This window comes from Paenibacillus sp. SEL3 (genome assembly GCF_054602585.1).
The window spans coordinates 845,132-864,840 of the sequence record NZ_CM137725.1 but is presented as its reverse complement, the minus strand read 5'-3'; the positions used below and the strand labels follow the sequence as shown (position 1 = coordinate 864,840).

General features: G+C 37.1%; 13 protein-coding genes. All 13 read left to right on the top strand.

What is annotated here, in order from left to right; genetic code table 11:
• Positions 1 to 741: 741 nt before the first annotated feature.
• A complete protein-coding gene (locus ACYCS5_RS04195) occupies positions 742 to 2,445 on the top strand; it encodes a hypothetical protein (protein WP_459760868.1) in 1,704 nt (567 codons plus the stop codon).
• A 590-nt stretch (positions 2,446 to 3,035) separates the two neighbouring features.
• A complete protein-coding gene (locus ACYCS5_RS04190) occupies positions 3,036 to 6,806 on the top strand; it encodes a hypothetical protein (RefSeq protein WP_459760867.1) in 3,771 nt (1,256 codons plus the stop codon).
• A 293-nt stretch (positions 6,807 to 7,099) separates the two neighbouring features.
• Complete coding sequence (locus ACYCS5_RS04185) at positions 7,100 to 10,498, top strand: RNA dependent RNA polymerase (protein ID WP_459760866.1); 3,399 nt, start codon at positions 7,100 to 7,102, stop codon at positions 10,496 to 10,498.
• 131 nt (positions 10,499 to 10,629) lie between these two features.
• Positions 10,630 to 10,770: a hypothetical protein gene (locus tag ACYCS5_RS04180; protein WP_459760865.1), complete on the top strand. Its 141-nt coding sequence runs from the start codon at positions 10,630 to 10,632 to the stop codon at positions 10,768 to 10,770.
• A 14-nt stretch (positions 10,771 to 10,784) separates the two neighbouring features.
• Complete coding sequence (locus tag ACYCS5_RS04175; RefSeq protein ID WP_459760864.1) at positions 10,785 to 12,839, top strand: hypothetical protein; 2,055 nt, start codon at positions 10,785 to 10,787, stop codon at positions 12,837 to 12,839.
• A 602-nt stretch (positions 12,840 to 13,441) separates the two neighbouring features.
• Positions 13,442 to 14,704, top strand: a complete 1,263-nt coding sequence (locus tag ACYCS5_RS04170; protein ID WP_459760863.1) for a DNA modification methylase — start codon at positions 13,442 to 13,444, stop codon at positions 14,702 to 14,704.
• A gap of 20 nt (positions 14,705 to 14,724) precedes the next feature.
• A complete protein-coding gene (locus ACYCS5_RS04165) occupies positions 14,725 to 14,877 on the top strand; it encodes a hypothetical protein (protein ID WP_459760862.1) in 153 nt (50 codons plus the stop codon).
• A gap of 76 nt (positions 14,878 to 14,953) precedes the next feature.
• Positions 14,954 to 15,664, top strand: coding sequence for a transposase (locus tag ACYCS5_RS04160; protein ID WP_459760861.1), 711 nt, complete (start codon positions 14,954 to 14,956; stop codon positions 15,662 to 15,664).
• A gap of 192 nt (positions 15,665 to 15,856) precedes the next feature.
• Positions 15,857 to 16,702, top strand: coding sequence for a tyrosine-type recombinase/integrase (locus ACYCS5_RS04155; RefSeq protein WP_305164929.1), 846 nt, complete (start codon positions 15,857 to 15,859; stop codon positions 16,700 to 16,702).
• 129 nt (positions 16,703 to 16,831) lie between these two features.
• Complete coding sequence (gene terL / locus ACYCS5_RS04150; protein WP_459760860.1) at positions 16,832 to 18,427, top strand: phage terminase large subunit; 1,596 nt, start codon at positions 16,832 to 16,834, stop codon at positions 18,425 to 18,427.
• 199 nt (positions 18,428 to 18,626) lie between these two features.
• Entirely contained in the window at positions 18,627 to 18,833 is a 207-nt protein-coding gene (locus ACYCS5_RS04145) for a hypothetical protein (RefSeq protein ID WP_459760859.1), read from the top strand.
• A gap of 90 nt (positions 18,834 to 18,923) precedes the next feature.
• Positions 18,924 to 19,229, top strand: a complete 306-nt coding sequence (locus ACYCS5_RS04140; protein WP_318627480.1) for a hypothetical protein — start codon at positions 18,924 to 18,926, stop codon at positions 19,227 to 19,229.
• Positions 19,230 to 19,403: 174 nt separating this feature from the next.
• Positions 19,404 to 19,637 (top strand): hypothetical protein, encoded by a 234-nt coding sequence (locus ACYCS5_RS04135; RefSeq protein ID WP_459760858.1) that lies wholly within the window; start codon positions 19,404 to 19,406, stop codon positions 19,635 to 19,637.
• The last annotated feature ends 72 nt before the right edge of the window (positions 19,638 to 19,709 follow it).

Sequence of the window (19,709 nt, the reverse complement as noted above, 5' to 3'; positions counted from 1 at the left end):
TAGAAAATAAAAAAAGAAAGACATAAAGACTCTGATCTAAAAACGATAGATTTTCCGCCAAGTGGCGACCAGGCCTTAGGGTCATCATTTTTGTACACTCAAGGCATGTGGAGTGCGTGGTAGTAATATATCGAGATAAGAAGCATTGATCTACGAGGGTTTAAGAGTAGTTTGAATATGTTCCTGCATTCAAAAAAAGTCTTTAGGATTGAGTGCGGGAATATTTATTATTTACATATAGCAAGGCACGCAAGAAGTCAGGAGGTATATATAGAAAGGGCATATTTAAAAGGATTTAGTAGGATCTCATAGCATTAAAAAGTCACATCATTTTAACGAAATTATGGGCATTTTTTACGCTATTGAAGACTCTCCTAAGAATTATTATATTAGGTTCAGAAATGAAGGTATCTGTTAATTTTGTATATATCGTATTTTTCTTGAAATTTGTTATAATCAAAATGAATTTTATTAATAATTTAGAGGAAATGAGCTTTTAATTAATTATTAGATAGAAGATTTTGTTGTGATAGGTTTATAAGAGAATCAATTATATTAAATGATAACTAATGTGAATTTCAAAAAGTCAAAAATAGAAGTTCTTAATATTCTATAGTTGAAGTAAAGCAGGTGTTTGTAGTCAAATCCAGAAACTACCTTTACAAGACATTAAGTGAAAGAAAAGTTCTTAAAACATAAAACATAAAACATAAAACATAAAACATTAAGGGAGAGTTCAAAGTGGCAAATCGACAAAATAAAAAAGCTAGAAGATTATCTATGCAATTGGAGAAAAAAGTTCTACCTAAACTGCAAATAGAGGCTGATATTCCAACTTTAGTATTTTTGTTTCCTTCACTAATTGCCTATAGTAAATTCAAAAATGAGTGTATCACAAAATATAACAACTTAATTAGAAGAGAATCAAACATTGAACATTTTTACTTAGATCCTGGCATGGGAATTTCAATAAGTATAAACTCCGTCAAAAAGACGTATAGTTTGATGGTAAACAATATAATTATTAGCGATGGGTTTTTATTATTTGATGGAAGCCAATTTGAAGAAATAATTAAAATAATAAAAAATGTACAGGGAATTTATATACATGCTGCACATATAAGCAATAATACACTTGAGTCGGAAGAGTTTGTAATAAGTGTGTTTAAAGTAACCGTTGATGGAATTTGTGTACTAGAAGTAGATAAAAAAATTAATGATAAAAATTTTTTGAACTTACCTGATTTAGATTGGTATAAAGATGGCATTATTAATCCTGGAGGTGGGGGAGTAGGAACAATCTTGGATGAAGAGAAAAATTTAGTTTATGCAGTAATTCGTCTGTCTGAATATACTAGTCGTGGATATGAATCTTTGGTAGAAATTTTTAGAGAGAATTTAATAATACGAGATGGTTATGTTAAAAATCTTAGTATTATAATTGATGAGACAGATAGGGAGAATATACTACTCAAAGTTGAAATATTTAACCTCAAAAATAGTAAACATCTTTTTAACGCTACATACCCAATTCAAACCACAAAGCATTATGTTAATTTTAAGGAATATTTCAACAATGATCAATTTTGTTATCTAGAGTTGCAAAAAGTTACTCAGGGAGAAGAATTAATTGAAACCTTCAACGATGTTAAATTAAAAAATATTATAATTATTAATGATAAGAGAAGAGGTGATTTTGTTAACTGGATAAATCCTGTTAATTTAGACCTTGGTGGTTTAGACGGCAACAAAAAAATTCTCATAAATGAGAAAACTTTAGAGGTTGGCATATATAAGCACGTTGAATTAAGAAATTTAACTGATGATTATGTTAGAAAAATTGTTAACGAGCTAGTAGCTAATAAAATAGGTCTAGAGTTGAAGTTACCAATGGTAGATACATCGTTTCATATGGATCAATATACAGTTGGTATAATTACTAAATTAGTTCCACCTCCGGTTTATAAACTAGATGAAATCGAAATGGAGAATATATGTAATTTTTCCTGTTTGATTGATATGGTTGCATTTGACATATTAGTTTGCAATACTGATAGACATGTGGATAACATTTGCTTTTCTAAAAAAAATAATAATTACTATCCAGTATTAATAGATCATACTAGGTGTCTGGGCGGTTACTTAGCAGGCGATTTGAGAAAGTTACATTTAGATAATTTTCCTGTATTCTTTAATTTTACAGGTTTACAGGTAATAGGTGATAGAATATCAGAAATTAAGCAATTTTATGAGATAATAAGTAAAATTGAATCTCTGAAATTCGATGAGATTTTTGAGTTCATTTTTGAAGAAGAACTCCAAAAATTTATAGAATCATGTAATGTTTACGATGAAAAGATCGGAATTATTAATATTTTGTCTGACACTTTTAAGAAACGACAAAAAAATATTAAGAATATAATAAAAAAATCTTTGGATTTATAGATAATTAAGTGTGTAAATAATTCTAAAATGTTTTATAGGGCTTTGATTGATGTAATTAACTACTATGGAAGTCCAAGCATTCGATACTACTTATACTTAAACCTCAGTTTTATGATACATTGAAACTGTTTATAAATGAATTAGCTGTTTCTAGTAATCACTCAATAATTGTTTGGAGAATTTTTTTAATACGGACTTTGTTTCAAAATTAAGCCGAATCATGATACACTCACTAGATATACAGATTGATTAGGCCCTTGGTATTATTCAAGGGTTTTTTTGTTCCATATATCCCCATGAATATGCTATAATGTAGGAAATAAAGAATAATTATGCATAATTTAGTAGAGTATTGGGCAGAAGTATCCCCTTGGTCTTGGGTATATAGTCCTTTTGTATGAGGTGAGATATTCTGATGAGGTGAAAACAAGTGGCAAGAACGTATTATGCAGAAAGAAGGCAAATTGTCTATGTAATTGAGAGGATTAGAACTGCTAACAGGACTTTGGAGTAAGCAGGGTGGATTTAAAAGTAGCAAGAGCATCGTATAATGAGGAAATATAAAATTGAAATACTAGGGAGGAAGTTTTATGCATTCTAAACTACTGGTTGATGCAACTGACCTGGCTCAATGGGCCGAGAGACGAGATTCCCAATCCATGCTTCCTCAACTCATAAGGAGTTTAATTCTTTCTAGCAGCGTACATATTAACCGTATAAACTTTGCAGCAGGTGAAGGTGTGAGCCTTGGTGGATGGGATGGCATTACTATTGCTGAAGAAGGTGATAGTTTTGTACCAACAGGCACATCAGTATGGGAAATGGGGGTAAATAGAAATGTTAAGGGGAAAGCTGATAATGATTACGAGAAACGATGCAATAACCCTTTATTTATGATTCCAGCAGAAACTACATATGTTTTCATAACACTCAGGCGGTGGAAGGATAAAGATAAATGGACTGAAGAAAAGCAAAAAGAAGGAGTTTGGAAGGAAGTTTGTGTTTATGATGCTGATGATCTTGAGACATGGTTAAGTCTTAATCCTACTGTTCATGTTTGGCTATCTATACTTCTTGGTAAGCACCCCCAAAATTGCATAGATTTAAGTGGATACTGGATCGATTGGTCAGAAGAAACTCAACCAGCTATCACACCTGAAATGGTGTTAGCGGGGCGTGAAAATATTACTTCAGAAATTTATAAATGGCTTGAGAGTTCCCATTCTCCATTAACTCTTCAAGCGGAAACACGTGATGAGGCTATTGCCGTATTTGCTGCATCTATTAGCCTACTTCCCTCAAAAGAAAAGGACTTTTTTTTATCAAAGGCTATAGTCGTAAAAAGCTTAGATGCTTGGAGTTATCTATCATCCTCACAAAATAACCTTATACTAATTCCTACTTTTGATTCAGAAAGCTTAAGTCGTGCAATTAGGAATGGCCATCATATTTTAATTGTTTTAGGACGCTCTGATTGTTCTACGTCAGACACGTTGCAGATTCCACGTCTTTCCCGTGATAAAGTGACAGAGATTCTAATAGGAAAAGGAATTGATGATGATCAGTCACGGGAACTTGGACTTATGGCTCGAAGAGGACTAACTACATACCGTCGTCGGATGGCGATTAGCCCAGAAGTGAGACAACCTTTATGGGCACGACCAAGCGAGGCAAGATCTTTAGTACCTATTCTATTAGTAGGTGCTTGGCACGAAGATAGAGAGGGGGATAAAAAAGCCCTTGCAGATTTAGCAGGTGTTTCTTACGAGTACGTAAATGAAGTGCTTATCAGATGGGCTTATGAATCAGATCCTCCAATACGAAAAGTTGGACATATTTGGTATTTAATCTCAAAAGAAGATGCATGGACCCAACTTGTGCGATATATAACTTCTAACGACATGGATAAGTTTAAAAGCCTAGTCTTAAATGTATTGGGTGAGGTCAATCCTAAGTATACTTTGCCTATAGAAAGGCAATGGTATGCAGGGTTACTTGGTCGATCATCAATCTATTCTGATTTATTAAAACGAAATATAGCTGATACGTTAGCTTTTATGGGCTCTAAAGCAGCTTCTTTCCACCCATCTTTATCACTAAGAAATATTTCCTCAACAATTATATATGAGCTATTTGAAGTAGCAAAAGGAGATTGGCAACTCTGGTCTACTTTATCGCCAGTTCTGCCGCTTCTTGCTGAAGCTGCGCCAGACAGATTCTTTGATGCATTAGAGTTTCAATTAAAAGACAGTGATACAGCTGTAAATCTTTTTAATGATCAGAAGGATAGTATGTTTGGATCTTCTCCACATACTCATATACTCTGGGCTTTAGAAATATTAGCTTGGAATCCAGAATATTTAGGAAGAGTAACTATGTTGCTAGCTAGACTTAGCAATATAGATCCTGGGGGAAAATTGTCTAATAGGCCGGATAATAGCCTACGTGAAATATTTTTAACATGGCATGCACAAACTTGTGCAACAGTGGAACAACGACTTCAAACTCTTGAGTTATTAGTTAGAAAGGAACCAGATGTAGCTTGGAAGCTATTATGTAAGTTATTACCTCAATATAACAGCATAGGTCATAATAATTCAAAACCTAAATGGAATGAGTGGGCCCTAAATTATAAAGGTAGTATATCGGCGGCCGAATATGGTAAAGCAACACACGAAATTATCAAAATGTTGTTATCCTTAGTTGGAGAGTCTGTTCAGCGTTGGAAAGAGATTATTCAATCTTTGTCCAATCAATCTCTAGAAGATTTTCAATTGGTACTTGAGCAATTAAAACTTTTATCACAATCAAATTTAGATTCTAAAAGGAAAACAGAACTTTGGAATGCTTTAAGAAGAGAAGTGCTGAGACACCGTTCATTTCCAGATTCAGACTGGGCTCTTTCTAACGAATTAGTAGACAAGTTAGAAGCAGTGTTTTTTAATTTTAAACCGACTGATATTATACTTCTTTATAGCTGGTTATTTGATCAAAGACCTGCATTTCCGCGCGAACGTGGAATGCATTGGGAGGAACACAAAAAACTATTAAAGCAAGAACGTAAGGATGCTGTAACAGCTATCTATCAAAAGTTAGGGCTAGCTGGTATTGAGAATTTGTTAGATAATGTTGAAAATTCGTACCAGTTGGGCGTTACTGTAGGAGAAATTGGCATACTCGGTGCAGAAGAAGACCATATGATGGAGATGAACCTAGATTCAACTGAACAAAAATATTCAGAGTATGCAAGAGGATATTTATTGGGGAGAATCGTGTATGAAGGCTATGACTGGATCAGAAATAAGTTGTCTTCTGTAGCGAAAGTGTGGTCAGTAAATAAAAAGAATGAGTTATTTCTTCACCTACCTGCAGAAGAAAGTACATGGATGTTACTTGAGAAGGAAAGTATTGAGATCAGAAGTAAATATTGGTCCTCGATTTCACCCTATACTATTCATCAAGAAAATTTGGATAAAGCAGTGGGTTACTACCTACAGTATAAATTTCCTTATTCTGCAATAGAGATTTTGGGACTAAATAAGGACTACTCCAAACCTCTACAGATAATAGAGTCTTTGGAACAAGCTTTATCTGTTTCTTATAAAGATAATATTTCGAGGGACTCCTTTTCCTATTATCTATCTGAGATTTTTCAGGTGTTAGAAGAATCTAATGAAGTAGATGAGGAAAGAATTGCATCTATGGAATGGGCATATCTTCCTATTTTGAAGGATCAATTTTATACTCCTAAATTTCTTCATCACAAACTGTCGCGTGATCCTAGTTTTTTTGCAGATGTGATAACATTAATATATGATTCCGAAAATGAACAGCCAGATGAGTTAAAAGAAACAACTGAAGAATCACAATGGCATATAAATCGGGCATTAGATTTGCTGGAGTCTTGGACAGTTTTACCTGGTCAGGATGATAGTAATAATATAGATGAAGAGTTCATTTACACATGGGTGAAAGAAGCTTTGCGAATAGTTTCTGATAGAGGAAGAAGTAAATATGGAGCCCGTCATATTGGAGAGATCTTAAGTAAATCGGTTAATGGAAACGATGGAGCTTACCCTCATGAATATGTGCGCAATATTATAGAGGATATGGCGAATCTAAATTTAGAAAAAGGTTTTAAAACATCTGTATACAATAGTAGAGGCGTTTACATGAAGCAGATATTAGAAGGCGGAGAACAGGAGCGACATTTGAGTGAAAAGTATAACAACTATGCTAATATCACAAGTTTGAGATGGCCCCGTACTACAACAATACTTCGTTCGATAGCTTCTTACTATGGTGGAGAAGCTCGAAGTGAAGATATTAGCGCAGAATTAAGTGAAGATCTATACGATTAATGATTTTTATTAATTGATCATATTTTAGTGTATAGACTTCCTTCCTTATATTGCACTGTTTTCAAAAAAACTTGTGCATCTACATTATAGATAAGCCGAGGGTATATAGCTCTCGGTTTTTCTGATCCCTTTTGAATTTTTGTCCTCAATATACCAATCTCCTCTTGAAATACAAACGTATATTCGATACAATAAATGGGAACGTATGTTTCTTTTTTGATACAAAGAGGGGGCTTAACATGTATTGAACGTTCACAATCATATCATTCAATCAATAAACAGGAGGCTAAAATTTGTCTACTAATCTAACAAGAAATCAATACCAAATCAAACTGTACCATTTTAACGAAATCACACATGTAGGCGACCAAATTAACGCGCCAACATCCAGCACTCGTATCATCACCGTATCAAACAGCATCTATCTCGATCAACTCAAACGAGTCGTAGCAGAACGTGATCTTTTCGCTGATGTTACCGATGTGATCTTTATGCTCAAAGCTGACCAAATTGACGAAGACGATCCATCTCAACTTGCCTTGTTTGAACGTATGTTACGAGAGGGCATCTACTATAATGGAAGGAAATATGTTCGTTCAATTAAGTCACCTGCCATGGGGCGTACACAGAGGACAGAGTTCATCCAAGAAAAGTATGTTGCTGATCTGTATCGACGCATTACACTCGGTAAAATGCCACCGCTCACCAATATCCATAAGTGGGAAGCAGCACTAGGTGTAAGTCGTTCTGCAGCACAACCAGTCCCGTATATTCCACGTATCGTCGTTATTCCAGATTATGAAAAGGATACGATCATTGAAGATGTGTGGAAGGTGGAAAAGTGTGCTGAAGATTCGGAACAAAAGAAGTTAATATTCGAGGAAAAGACGAGGCAACGTGAATATTTCAAAGCGAAGAAAGAATTGAAACCATCTAAGGAACAATTACATAAGTTAGAACGTATACCGAATAAAATAATCCCGTGGAATGGTCGTACAAAGTCTGTTCCTGATCAATTAGAGTATAAAACATTCAATGGATGGAATAAAAAGAATCGTCGTGTGAAGCTAGAAGCAATTCCTTTCCCTGCTCGTTCGGTTATGTATGATGACAAACTATATCCTTGCTATTCCATCGAGCAAACAGAAGAAATTCCAATCATCGCTATCAATGAAGAGTCCATCGGATTTAAGCGAGTCGAGTATCCAAAGTATGAAAATAAGAATGTCCAGTTTTTTGATGGTCAAGGTTTAATGAGTTTTCAGTTTGCCGAGTGTATTGGACAGCATCTTAACCTATCGTATTCACCTAATGCGGTTCAGGGAAGGCTCCCATATATTAAGGGAAACTTTATCCGATTCGATCTGTTGAATTGGCTCAAGGAAAACAACGTTACAGAGATAAAAGATGTTTTTGGTGAATCACAGCCGATCATCGATAAACAGGGTCGTCCTATTGATCTCATCCTCACCAAATCCTGCTTCAAAGCATGGCATCAATACAGTGAGGGAGAAGCTAAGCCTAAATGTTTGTTTGAAAATATAACGGAATATGAAGCATTACTGAAAGTACATAATCATAACCACTTTTGGGTCGCCAATTATGCGAAGCCAGCATACCAGATGAACGCCTATACATCACTGACATATCAATATATTCATGCGTTGAATCTTACGCTAAACGATCTATTTAAATTAGCTACGCCTCAAATGGATGTCATCAAACGTGTACTACATGGGCAAAAGAATGACACCCATGAAAAGTGGCTTCGAGATATTGCGTACACGAAAGCGTTCCTACATATGCTAGTCCAAGAAGACGATGAACCCAAAGATGTAGATGAAGAACCCGACGAACAGGAAGATGAAATAGAACGAGGTCAGAAGAAGCAATTTATAAATGAAATCATCCAAGCTATCGATTTGAATGATTTGATGCTGTATGACGGAAACGTCCGCAAATTCATCGTGAAGCAAGCCATGCTGAAAGTACAGGATATGTTGAAAGGTCGCATCCCGATTTGTGGCAGCTACTTTTATCTAACCAATGATCCAATAGCTTTTATGGAGCATGCCAGCGCAATTCCAGTAAAAGGTGTGTTGAAGAAGAACCAGGCTTTTATGAATCGGAAACGTGGAATGCATGCGCTATTCCGTTCACCGTTAACGATATTTAATGAAGTCGGTAAGCTAGATTTTGTACAAGTACATAACCGATATATGCGTCATCTGGACAACGTGATTGTTCTGAACTGTTGTGATTTAACACTTGCAAGGCTTGGACTAGGAGATGTGGATGGAGATACGGCTCTTTGTACCAATGATCCCACCATACTCTCAACCGTGATTGATGCTCCTACCATCATCAATGAAGATGATAAAAAAGTAGCTGCTCCAGTACCAAATAATATGGATAGTATCATCGAGATGGAATTGAAGAGCCTACATAACTTAACGGGTAGATGTACGAATGTGAATACGTATTTTCAGAATCTGGCTTTGGAGGAGGGGAGCCTTCAAGCACGCGTTTTGGAAAACTCTGTCCTCAAATTCCTCCAAGGTCAAATCATTGATGCGACCAAAAATGGACTGGAAGTAGAGATTCCATATGTGTTGGATCGTCTGGCTATCCAAATGCCGTATTTCTTTCGTTTTGCGAAGGGTGGCAAAGCCGAGGATTATCAGCACTCGACGAAATCGCCGTTTAATCAATTTTGCGTCAAGGCAGAAAAGTACATAGATGACACGTTCAAAGTGAAAGATGGGAAATTGGATCAGTCTATTTTGGGCATCGAGAGTACGAGACAACTGTTACAGGATATGAGCAAGGTTAGCCAACCTAAGTTTCTGAGCTATTTAGCCCGCATTGAACCAATGTATAAAGACTACAATGAGCAAAAGAAACCAATTGATCATCGCCAAAAGGAATTTAATGAACTGAAAAAATGGGAACGGGATAATGATACCCGGAAAGCAATCAGCGCAGAATACGCCAGGTTAAGAGAGGAATACCAAGCTCAGTGTGAAGAGATCTGCCCTTATCCTTCGGTACTTGCCAGTGTTGCTGTCGAGATCGCATATCAAACCTACAGAACGTACTCCTTTGCATGGCTGTTTGTAGATGGGCTACTGGAAAATCTAAAGCTGTATGAAAATGTTTTGAAGAGAGAAGTACAAAAGGTGAACCGGCTGACGAATCGTAATGTAGAAGGTAAAGAGCTTACCGTTTACACTGGCATCGCTACAATAGATGATCTGGAGTTTCCATTCCATGTGCCGGATGGTGTGTATTCATTATTTGAAATTATGGGACAGTTCTTCATATGGTATGAAGCTGAACAGGAAACCGTAGTACAAACTAGTAATACGCCTTCTTTGCTGGATGAGAAAAGTACAAGACGAATATTGAGGAATTATCCGCTTGGCTTCAGCACATTGAAAAAGTCTCAGGAAGAATCCCGGTTGATAGCTGACCAGATATTAGGCAAGACATGGCGGATTCAAATAGTCGAGTATTGCTATGTTCATATTGTGGATGAGCAGGGGAAAGTGAAGTGTATCATTCCGAGAGATCAGGTCATTCGCCGAGATGAGAGGTTATCCTTACTGGATTTTGACGGAGCGACAATTGAATTTATCAGGATTGAGAAAGTAACGAAATCGAGCTTTAAGGCTGTAGTCCATATTGTATAGATTGAACCATGGGTCTGTCATGATATTGCGCCTGTTAACACGGGCGCTTGGGTGACACCTGATATATAGGTGTGATTTCACAATGAGAGGAGTGAATCTGGATGAGCTATTTTTATTGTTATGATGGTCAGATGATGCGGAAATTACAGGATAAAAATATCCGGTACATTACTCGCGCTTTGACGATTGATAAGCACCAAAAGTTTTGGCTGTATGCTATTAGTAAAGAATTTCAACAGGCTTTAGAGGAAATTAAGCAACTGAAAATATAAGGAGTGAATCTGATTTGGCAGTGAATCGGGATTGTGAAATTGAGCAAATGTATAATTATTTATCTGAAGAACATAAACAAAATGTACATAAGGAAGCATTTCAGGATATTGCAAATGTATTTTTAGATTTATATGACGAGTACACTAAACAGTATCATCAATATGTAGAATTCAAAAATAATAACCGGGCAGAAAAGCCTGATTCAGCTGTAAAATGGCTCTGCAACGCGAGTATGGGGCATGGTAAAACAACCGTATTAATTTGTTTCTTGAAGTGGCTTGTATCTGAAACTTATTTGAAGAAGAAGGTTCCAGTCTTATTAGTCATTCGGGAGAATGGGATGGCTGAAGAAGTATTCAATGAATTGAAGAAATTTGATGAGCATTGTATTGTCAGTGTGAGAGCAGCCAATAAAGAAGATATTGAGCAGTATGTTTGTTATCATCAAATTGTCATTATTACTCATAGTAGACTCGATAATCTGGCTCTTGGATATGGGAATGCTCAAATCTATAAAAATTGGAAACAATATCGCATGAATGGGTTCAGTAGCTACGATGCTCTTGATACTCACAATTATGTATGTACCCGACAACGACTATTGATTGTTGATGAGAAGCCTTCCTTTGTTGACGCTTCGATTTTTGGAATTGACAGTTGGGATAATGCCTTAGATTGGTTTAATACGCTGTCGTTTGTTTTAAAAATGCAGCCTTTTCAAGCTCAAGTTTTAAAAACGTATATTCTTCATTTAATCGCAAACCAACTTGTCGAAAATACCTCAGATGTAACAACGGCTCTAATGACGAAAACTAAAGATGACAAAATGAAAAGTATTCTGAATGCCATTCAATCCATAAAGGCTAATGTTGAATCCAAAAGCAAAATTGAAGCGTACAAGAAAATGATTCACTTTGAAAAGTTATGTAAGAAAGCTAAATTTGGAAGAATAGACGACTATGAGCAAAATGGTTTGACAGGTAGAAAAATTATCGTTGCAGAACGTATCCACTATGGCAAACTAAACTTAAATATGCTTGTCCTAGATGGAACTGCTAAAATGAACAGTAGACAATACATAGGTTTTAAAGCAAAGATCATTCAGAATTATAATCACTACGCTCGGCTAAATATGTGCCAAGATATCATCAACACTTCAAAAAATAGTCGTTTGAAGAAGGGCCATACCACTCAAAAAGCAATTACGGAACGGATACTTGAGTTAAAGCAGAAGCATTTAGATTTATTCATATTGCCAACGAAATTTGACATCCCAATCTACAAAAAATTAGGAGCAATTGGAACTGAGCAGCAGGATTCCTTTGAAGAGAAAGTAAGTGATCATACTCGGCCTATCAACTTAATGAACACCACAGGGAAAAATCAGCTTAAAGATAAGACAGCGTTGTATTTGACCAGTCTGCCTCGAATGAATCCCGACTACTATAAAATCATTGCAATATCGCTTTATGGAGACAAGGTTTCACTAAAAATGAGCGAGGAAGATGATTTGAATTGGTTTGAAGATGAAAAGTTAGAGATGGTGTATCGAGGAGAACTGTACGCTGAGTTTTTGCAAATTGTGCATCGGACAGCGTTAAGAAAAATTAATGGAGATACCCCCATTCACATATATGTTGCATTTAACCAAAATGAAAAAAACGTAGCTGTAGTTCAACCGATGTTTTGGGAGATTAATAATTGGTATATGCATGGAAAAATGAACTATACCTATCACTACGTCAATGATGAATCATTATACAGTCGTGGAGATACTATTCGTAACTTTGCACAGGATATACATCATTGGATTTGGGAGAATTCTACCTATTTTAATCAGTTGCCTATGCCGGTCAGTAATATTCAAAAGGGTGCAGATAGTATTGGGGAGAAATTTAGGAAATGGCTGTCCAAAAACAACAACTGGATAAACAAGAAAGAGATGATCAATAAAGTTTTTGCACAATACGGATATATTATTTATGAGCAAAAGGACAGATATAGCTCTAACACCAAGTACATCTCAACGGTTAACAAACATTACGAATATCAGATATTTGGTTCGTAGTAGACGTGACCCCACTTCTCTATATATAGGGGAAACTGGGGTCAGTCCGTGGAATATAGCTTTAGTGTGGGTAAAGGGGCTATGTTGTTCTATAGAAGGAAGGTTTCCAGTTGAGTACCTCCATATCCAAGATGGTTTTCCTTGGATTGGGGGGACAAGCAAGCAACAGGTTTATCGTTGCGCGGTAGGCACTTGGACTTAGAAATTAAATTTGCATAATTGAGGGTCACATTCTTATAGAATTTATTTGTCATGTTACCTGATTTAAAATTTTCGTATTTTATATTGGATTTTATCCTTGCTGAATTGGACTATTATTTGCAAAATTTTAAACTACACGAATTGAGGACTTGAACTTACATAGTTTGAGATGTGTCACGTGACACAATGAATAGATTTACAATTATAGAATCATAACACGGGAAGTCTGGCTATGAGCTAGGGTTCCTTTTTCATTTGGAGAGGAGAACTTAGGATGCTATTACTACTACAAGCAATAATCATAGAAATATTACGATTTATCACTGCGGTTGGTGTATTTTTTACCTGGATGTGGATTGCAGCCTTTTTAAAAATGAAGGTAGAAAGGGGGATCAAGTGGATTGGAAATCAAATTCGTAAACGTAGAAACGTTAAATCCGTACATAAAAAATGCCAGAAATAATGAGAAAGCTGTAGATTATGTAGCAACGAGTATTCAGAGTTATGGTTTTAAAAATCCCATTCTGATTGACAGTAACAATGAAATCATAGCAGGACATACTCGTTTGCTAGCAGCTAAGAAGCTTGGACTAAAGCAAGTTCCAACGATATTAGTGGATGATTTAACACCAGAACAGGTCAAAGCTTTCAGAATAGCCGATAACAAAACGGCTGAGTATGCAGATTGGAATTTTGAATTGTTGGCGCAGGAAATGGAAGAATTAAAACTGGCTGATTATGATCTTTCTTTAACTGGATATGATATGAGTGAGTGTGAGAAATTGCTGGATACATTGCACGAAGATACAGTAGATGATGATGATTTTAATCTAGAAGAAGCATTACCTGAACATCCGATCACTCGTAAAGGTGACACCTGGCTACTTGGAAAGCATAGGCTAATATGCGGAGACTCGACTAATACGCAGGATATTGCAACGTTGATGGATGGCAAGAAGGCACAACTCATTGTGACTGATCCACCTTATAATGTCGACTACACAGGTAAAACCAAGGATGCATTGAAAATAGAGAACGATAAAATGGACAATCACGAGTTTTATAATTTCCTATTGGCAGCTCATACTCAAATGTTTGAAGTAGCAGATGACGGGGCAAGTATTTATGTGTTCCATGCAGATAGTGAAGGTTTGAATTTTAGAAGGGCATTTATTGAAGCTGGATTCAAACTGTCTCAATGTTGTATATGGGCAAAGCAAGCAATGGTAATGGGACATGCCGATTATCACTGGATGCACGAACCTGTATTATATGGTTGGAAGCCGACAAGTGGACACTATTGGAATAGTGATCGTAAGCAAACGACATTATGGCAATTTGATCGCCCCTTTCGCAATGAATATCACCCCACGATGAAGCCGATTCCCTTAATTAGTTATCCGATTAAAAATTCTAGTAAGCTTGGTGATATCGTATTTGATCCATTTAGTGGTTCAGGTTCTACATTGATTGCTTGTGAGGAAACGGATCGGCTTTGCTATACGAGTGAGCTTGATCTCAAATATGTAGATGTGATTGTGAAGCGGTATATTGCCCACGTTGGTAGCGATAACGGCGTATGCTTGGTTCGGAATGGTAAACAGTATGACTATCATGAAGTTGTTGCTGAGTCGGCAAGGTCAGAGGTATCATGTGCTGACTAAACCGAAAGGGTGATGGGGATATGGGCAAAACAAAAGTGAATATGGTGATTCGGTTCCTAAAGGGCATGCAAGCCGAAAAGGTAAATGTGCTAGGAACTGAGGAAGCGCGTGAGGACAATGAGTTGGTTCAGAAGGTGATTGAGGATATCAAGTTGTTTTACGAGCTGAGTTAGAAAGTTAAGCTAATACATATGGGGAATGGGCTATTATAGTCTGGTCCCCTTTTTTCGTGCTGGAGGTGAACAGAAGATGAGCAAAAATAATGAAAAACCAAAAAGGATCAAACCAAAGATACTGACCAAGTATGATCAATTTGTTGTGCCACGGCTTAGAGATATTCCCGTTTGGGTACGTGAAGGAGCAACAGATGAGGAGATTGCTAAGCGATTAAATATTCATATTTGGACATTAGGCGATTACCGAAGGAAGCATCCTAAATTTGCGGAAGCATTGGAACGTCCAACCAAGTGGGAAACACATGTATATCCTAGACTTGCGGAAATCCAAGTATGGTTTGAAGAAGGTATGAACGCGGAGGACATTATCAGGAAACTCGATATAGGTAAAACGACTTGGTACGAGTATATTGATAAACATCCGATGCTGGCTGAACTAGTCAAATGGAGCAAATCTGTCCCCATATCCCACGTGGAAAATTCACTTTTAAAAGCAGCTACAGGATATGAATATGAGGAAATTAAAACGATCATTGAAGAGGACAAAAATGGAAAAAAGAAGACACGCATCGAAAAAGTAAAACGATATCAGCCTCCCAATCCGACAGCGATGATCTTCTATTTGAAGAACCGTGCTCCAAATGAATGGAATGATCGACGTGAGTTGGTGGTGAATACGAAGGCACTGGAACAGGAACGTAAGCAGCTATTTTTGGATATGATTGGAGCCGATGTAGTGGATGCCGATTATGAAACTATTGAGGAATCGGTTGAGATGGAGTAAGGATACATAGAGCTGGATGATTCGCAGCTATAACGTTATGCCGTCAGTAATTGTATAGATAAACACCTGTTTTAGTCCGAAATTTGCCCCAAAAGTAGCCAAACTAAGTGCATAAGATAAGTTATGCAATCAGTGGACTTTCCCCCACATCAACGGTATGATGTGACACACGAGCGAAAGGTGGGGGAGAAAATGGAGTATATTCAAGGGTTTGAAGCCCATTTACGGAGCAAGGATCGAAGCGAGAACACAGTTTCGTGCTATATTCGGGACGTGTTGCAGTTTATAACCTGGTATCAAAGGAAAACGGAATATGGACTGGACAAGTGGATTGAATTGGATGGCGTGGAGTACAAGAAATATCTGCAAAGCACCAACCAAGCGATACTCACCATCAACCGCAAGATTGCCAGTATCAACGTATTTGCTCAGTGGATGCACCAACAAGGATATATTAAGGAAGAAATACATATCGAAGCGGTCAGGAATAAGGTTGTTCGGCAATACAAAGGGTTAGCAGAAAAGGATTTGTGGAAGCTGAGAAATGAAATTCACCGGATGGGTAATCGGCTGCAGATCTGTATGATTGAATTGTTGCTGGGAACAGGGATACGGGTAAGCGAATTGGTTGGTATCAAACTGAAAGATATTGAAATAAGCGAACGCAAAGGGTTATTGAAGGTATTCGGTAAAGGGAATTCCTTTCGTACTATTCCATTAAATAAGGATGTGCGAAAAGCCATTACTCGGTATCTTGAAATGAGGCCACAAGTGGAATCAGAATATCTATGTATTGGGCAGCGTGGGCCATTGGAGCGAAATGCGGTTAACCTGATTCTGAACAAATACGGAGATCGGATCAACGTGAAGGTCACACCACATATGCTCAGACATACACTTGGCTATAAGTTGGTGAAAACGACTCCATTGACAACCATCCAGCAAATCCTTGGACATGACCACGTAGCAACCACCAATATTTATACCCTAACAACACAGCAGGATATGGCTGAAGCCTTGGCAAATATCGAGTGGTGAGGAGCCACTCTTTTTGTTGTGGTGGGAGGGGGGCTTCTATGCAGATAAACGGAGCCGCCAGCAAAGGGTGCAGACATTTTTGTGATGATTTTATAGTGAATTTGAGAAAGGAGTTTACCCATTGAAACAATGAAGCAAGAAGAGCAGCGTCAAGCTGAACTGCTCAAGCAGTATATGGAGAAGCATTTCAAGCCGCCCAAAATGAAACAACTGATCGAAACGTTCTCTTTCTCTGAACTACGGAAGCTTATCGGTGAGATGGACATTGAATTTTTTGCATTGGCCTATTTCCCTAAATATTTTGATCGAGTATTTGGAAAGTTTCACAAAGAGCTATTCACGGAATTAAGACATATGCTTGCAAATACAGGACTGATTACGGCTTTTGGACTCCCAAGGGAGCATGGAAAGTCAACGATTAGTTCCTTTTTATTTCCGCTGTATGCGACTTTATATGATAAATCACAGTTTACATTAATCATATCAGCGACAGAACAAATTGCATTGCCGTTTTTGGATATGATCAAAGATGAGTTAGAAACCAATCAGATGCTGATTGAGGATTTTGGCATTCGAAAAGGGAGCCGCTGGAACAACAATGAAATATGGCTCAAGAGTAAAGGTGGACTGGATTCCTGCATTATGATTCGTGGGATAGATGGTTCACTTCGAGGTATCCATTATAAGCACCATCGTCCCACACTGGTTCTAATGGATGATTTGCTCAAGGAGGATACGGCTCGATCCGAAGCCAAACGAGAACAAATTAAAAATACGTTTACGGATGTCATTCTGCCTATTGGCACAAGAGATACGAATATTCTGATCTGTGGAACCATTTTGAACGAAGAAGATATTATGGCCGATTTGCTCAAAGGTAAAATCCCTGGTGTGAGAAGTGTTCGTAAAGCAGCAGTGCTTCAATTTTCAGAGCGTGATGATCTATGGTCAGAGTGGGAACGACAATATAATAACTTGCAAGACGAGGACAGGATCAATACGGCTTTGTCTTTTTTTATGGCGAATGAGAAGGAAATGCTAAAGGGTACAGAAATCCTGTGGAGCGAGTACTTGGACTATTATTATTTGATGTGCAAGAAGCAAGCCATGGGTGAAAAGAGTTTCTATAAAGAGCTACAAAACGATCCGCGTTCAACAGACGAATACATATTTCAAAATCTCATGTATTGGGACAGATTGCCTGAATTTGAGGACATGGAACTAGCCATGTACATTGATCCAGCTATTAAAGCAGGGAAGAAAAATGACTTTTCGGCTATTTCAATTATTGGTCAGCACCGAAGGACGAAGCAAATGTATGTGATTGACGGGAACATCTATAAACTGCTGCCGGATGATTTGTTCCAAGTGGCTATTGAAAAATTGAAGCTTTATCCTGTAGATAAGCTGGGATTTGAAGTCAATCAAGCGCAAAGCTATATGAAGCAAAAGTTTGAAGAAGAATTATGGAAAGTGAAGATACATACGCCTGTTGAAAGTGTCCATTCCAAGGGGCAGAAGCATGAACGAATTATTAGCTTGGAGCCGGAAGTGAAGAAGGGCCATATTCTTTTCAATTCGGATAACCTCAGATATAACCATCAAGTGAAGGATTACAATCGAAACTGTACATACGACGATGCGCCAGATAGTTTATATGGGGCTGTTCAATTGATACAGTCGGTCAAGAGTCTGAAGTTTTATGATCGAAGTTTGTTATTTTGAGGGTTTTGCTAAAACTCAAATCTTATTTTATCCAATATCGTTAAGTCAATGGACAGGATACAGCAGTAAAATGTCGAATCACTAATTATGACCGCTTTGCTTTTGTAACTCTAAGGGGTGTATTAAATTGGAAAGAAAATAGTTAGCATATCGAATCTTTCCTGAACCATTAGGAACCACTTATCAGGATTATGACTTAATGAATAGAGCTGACGTTGAAAAGTTATTTGATTACTGTCAAATATTGGGGTCCGTGATTTCAAGGCAGGGTTGGCAATTTTTAATAAATCATCATAGCTATCTAGTATTGTTTGAGATAAATAAAGGAAGTGAATGGTTTGATTGTGAAAGCCTTGAAGAATTTATTTTTGAAGTTGAATCTCATATTGATTCGTTACCTATTTAAGCTCTCTCGAAGTAGCAAAAGGCAGCTATGGGCAGACATGAGTATGGTGAAACTATGTACGACTATATAAGTATCCATTCGGATAAGTACATGTCCAAAATTAAATCGGAGGTTGCTGAGCAATTCTTAACCTCTGTTTTGGGATTCACAAAAGCAAGTCACCTAACATTTCATAAAGAAGTCAATGGGGAGATTGTTAAAGTAACTGGTATTCTCGCTAATCCAAATGGGAACTATGCTTTCGATACACTTGATGGTACTGAAGAAGTAAATTTAATTGAAATTGATGTACCAACATACACTGATGACATCTTAGAACTAATATTATCTAGCATTGCAATTTCGATTACGAAAGAATTTTCGTGGATAATTGACGACGACCATGGATTGAACTAACGGGTAGAATAGTTAAGTGTTGTGGCAACCATACAAGCTGATAACTGTAATCAAGACAATAACAGTTACAGCACTCATGATGCCTAAATTTCTTGAACTTTTTAGACATGTGAATCGTATGTATCATGATACATAAAGAAACATTATAGGAATCCTTATGAGGGAGAGATTTTATTGAAGAAGGGCTTAAAGCGGACGCTGTGGATTGTATTGCTGCTGATTTTAGGTGGTATTGTTTTAAACTTTTATTTGAATTATTTCACATTCGCCTATGCCTTGATGGGAGTACTCCTGCTTGTATTCTCGGGTTGGGGAGCTGTGGCCAAATTAAATAACGACGTACATGAATATGAGGACCAGATGAGAAGAAATTCGAATATAGAAGACATTGAACAATATACCAGATAGCGTCCAGACTGCGAGCTTAATTTTTTTATAATACAATATTGGTAAATGAAGGATAGAATTAAACATTATAAA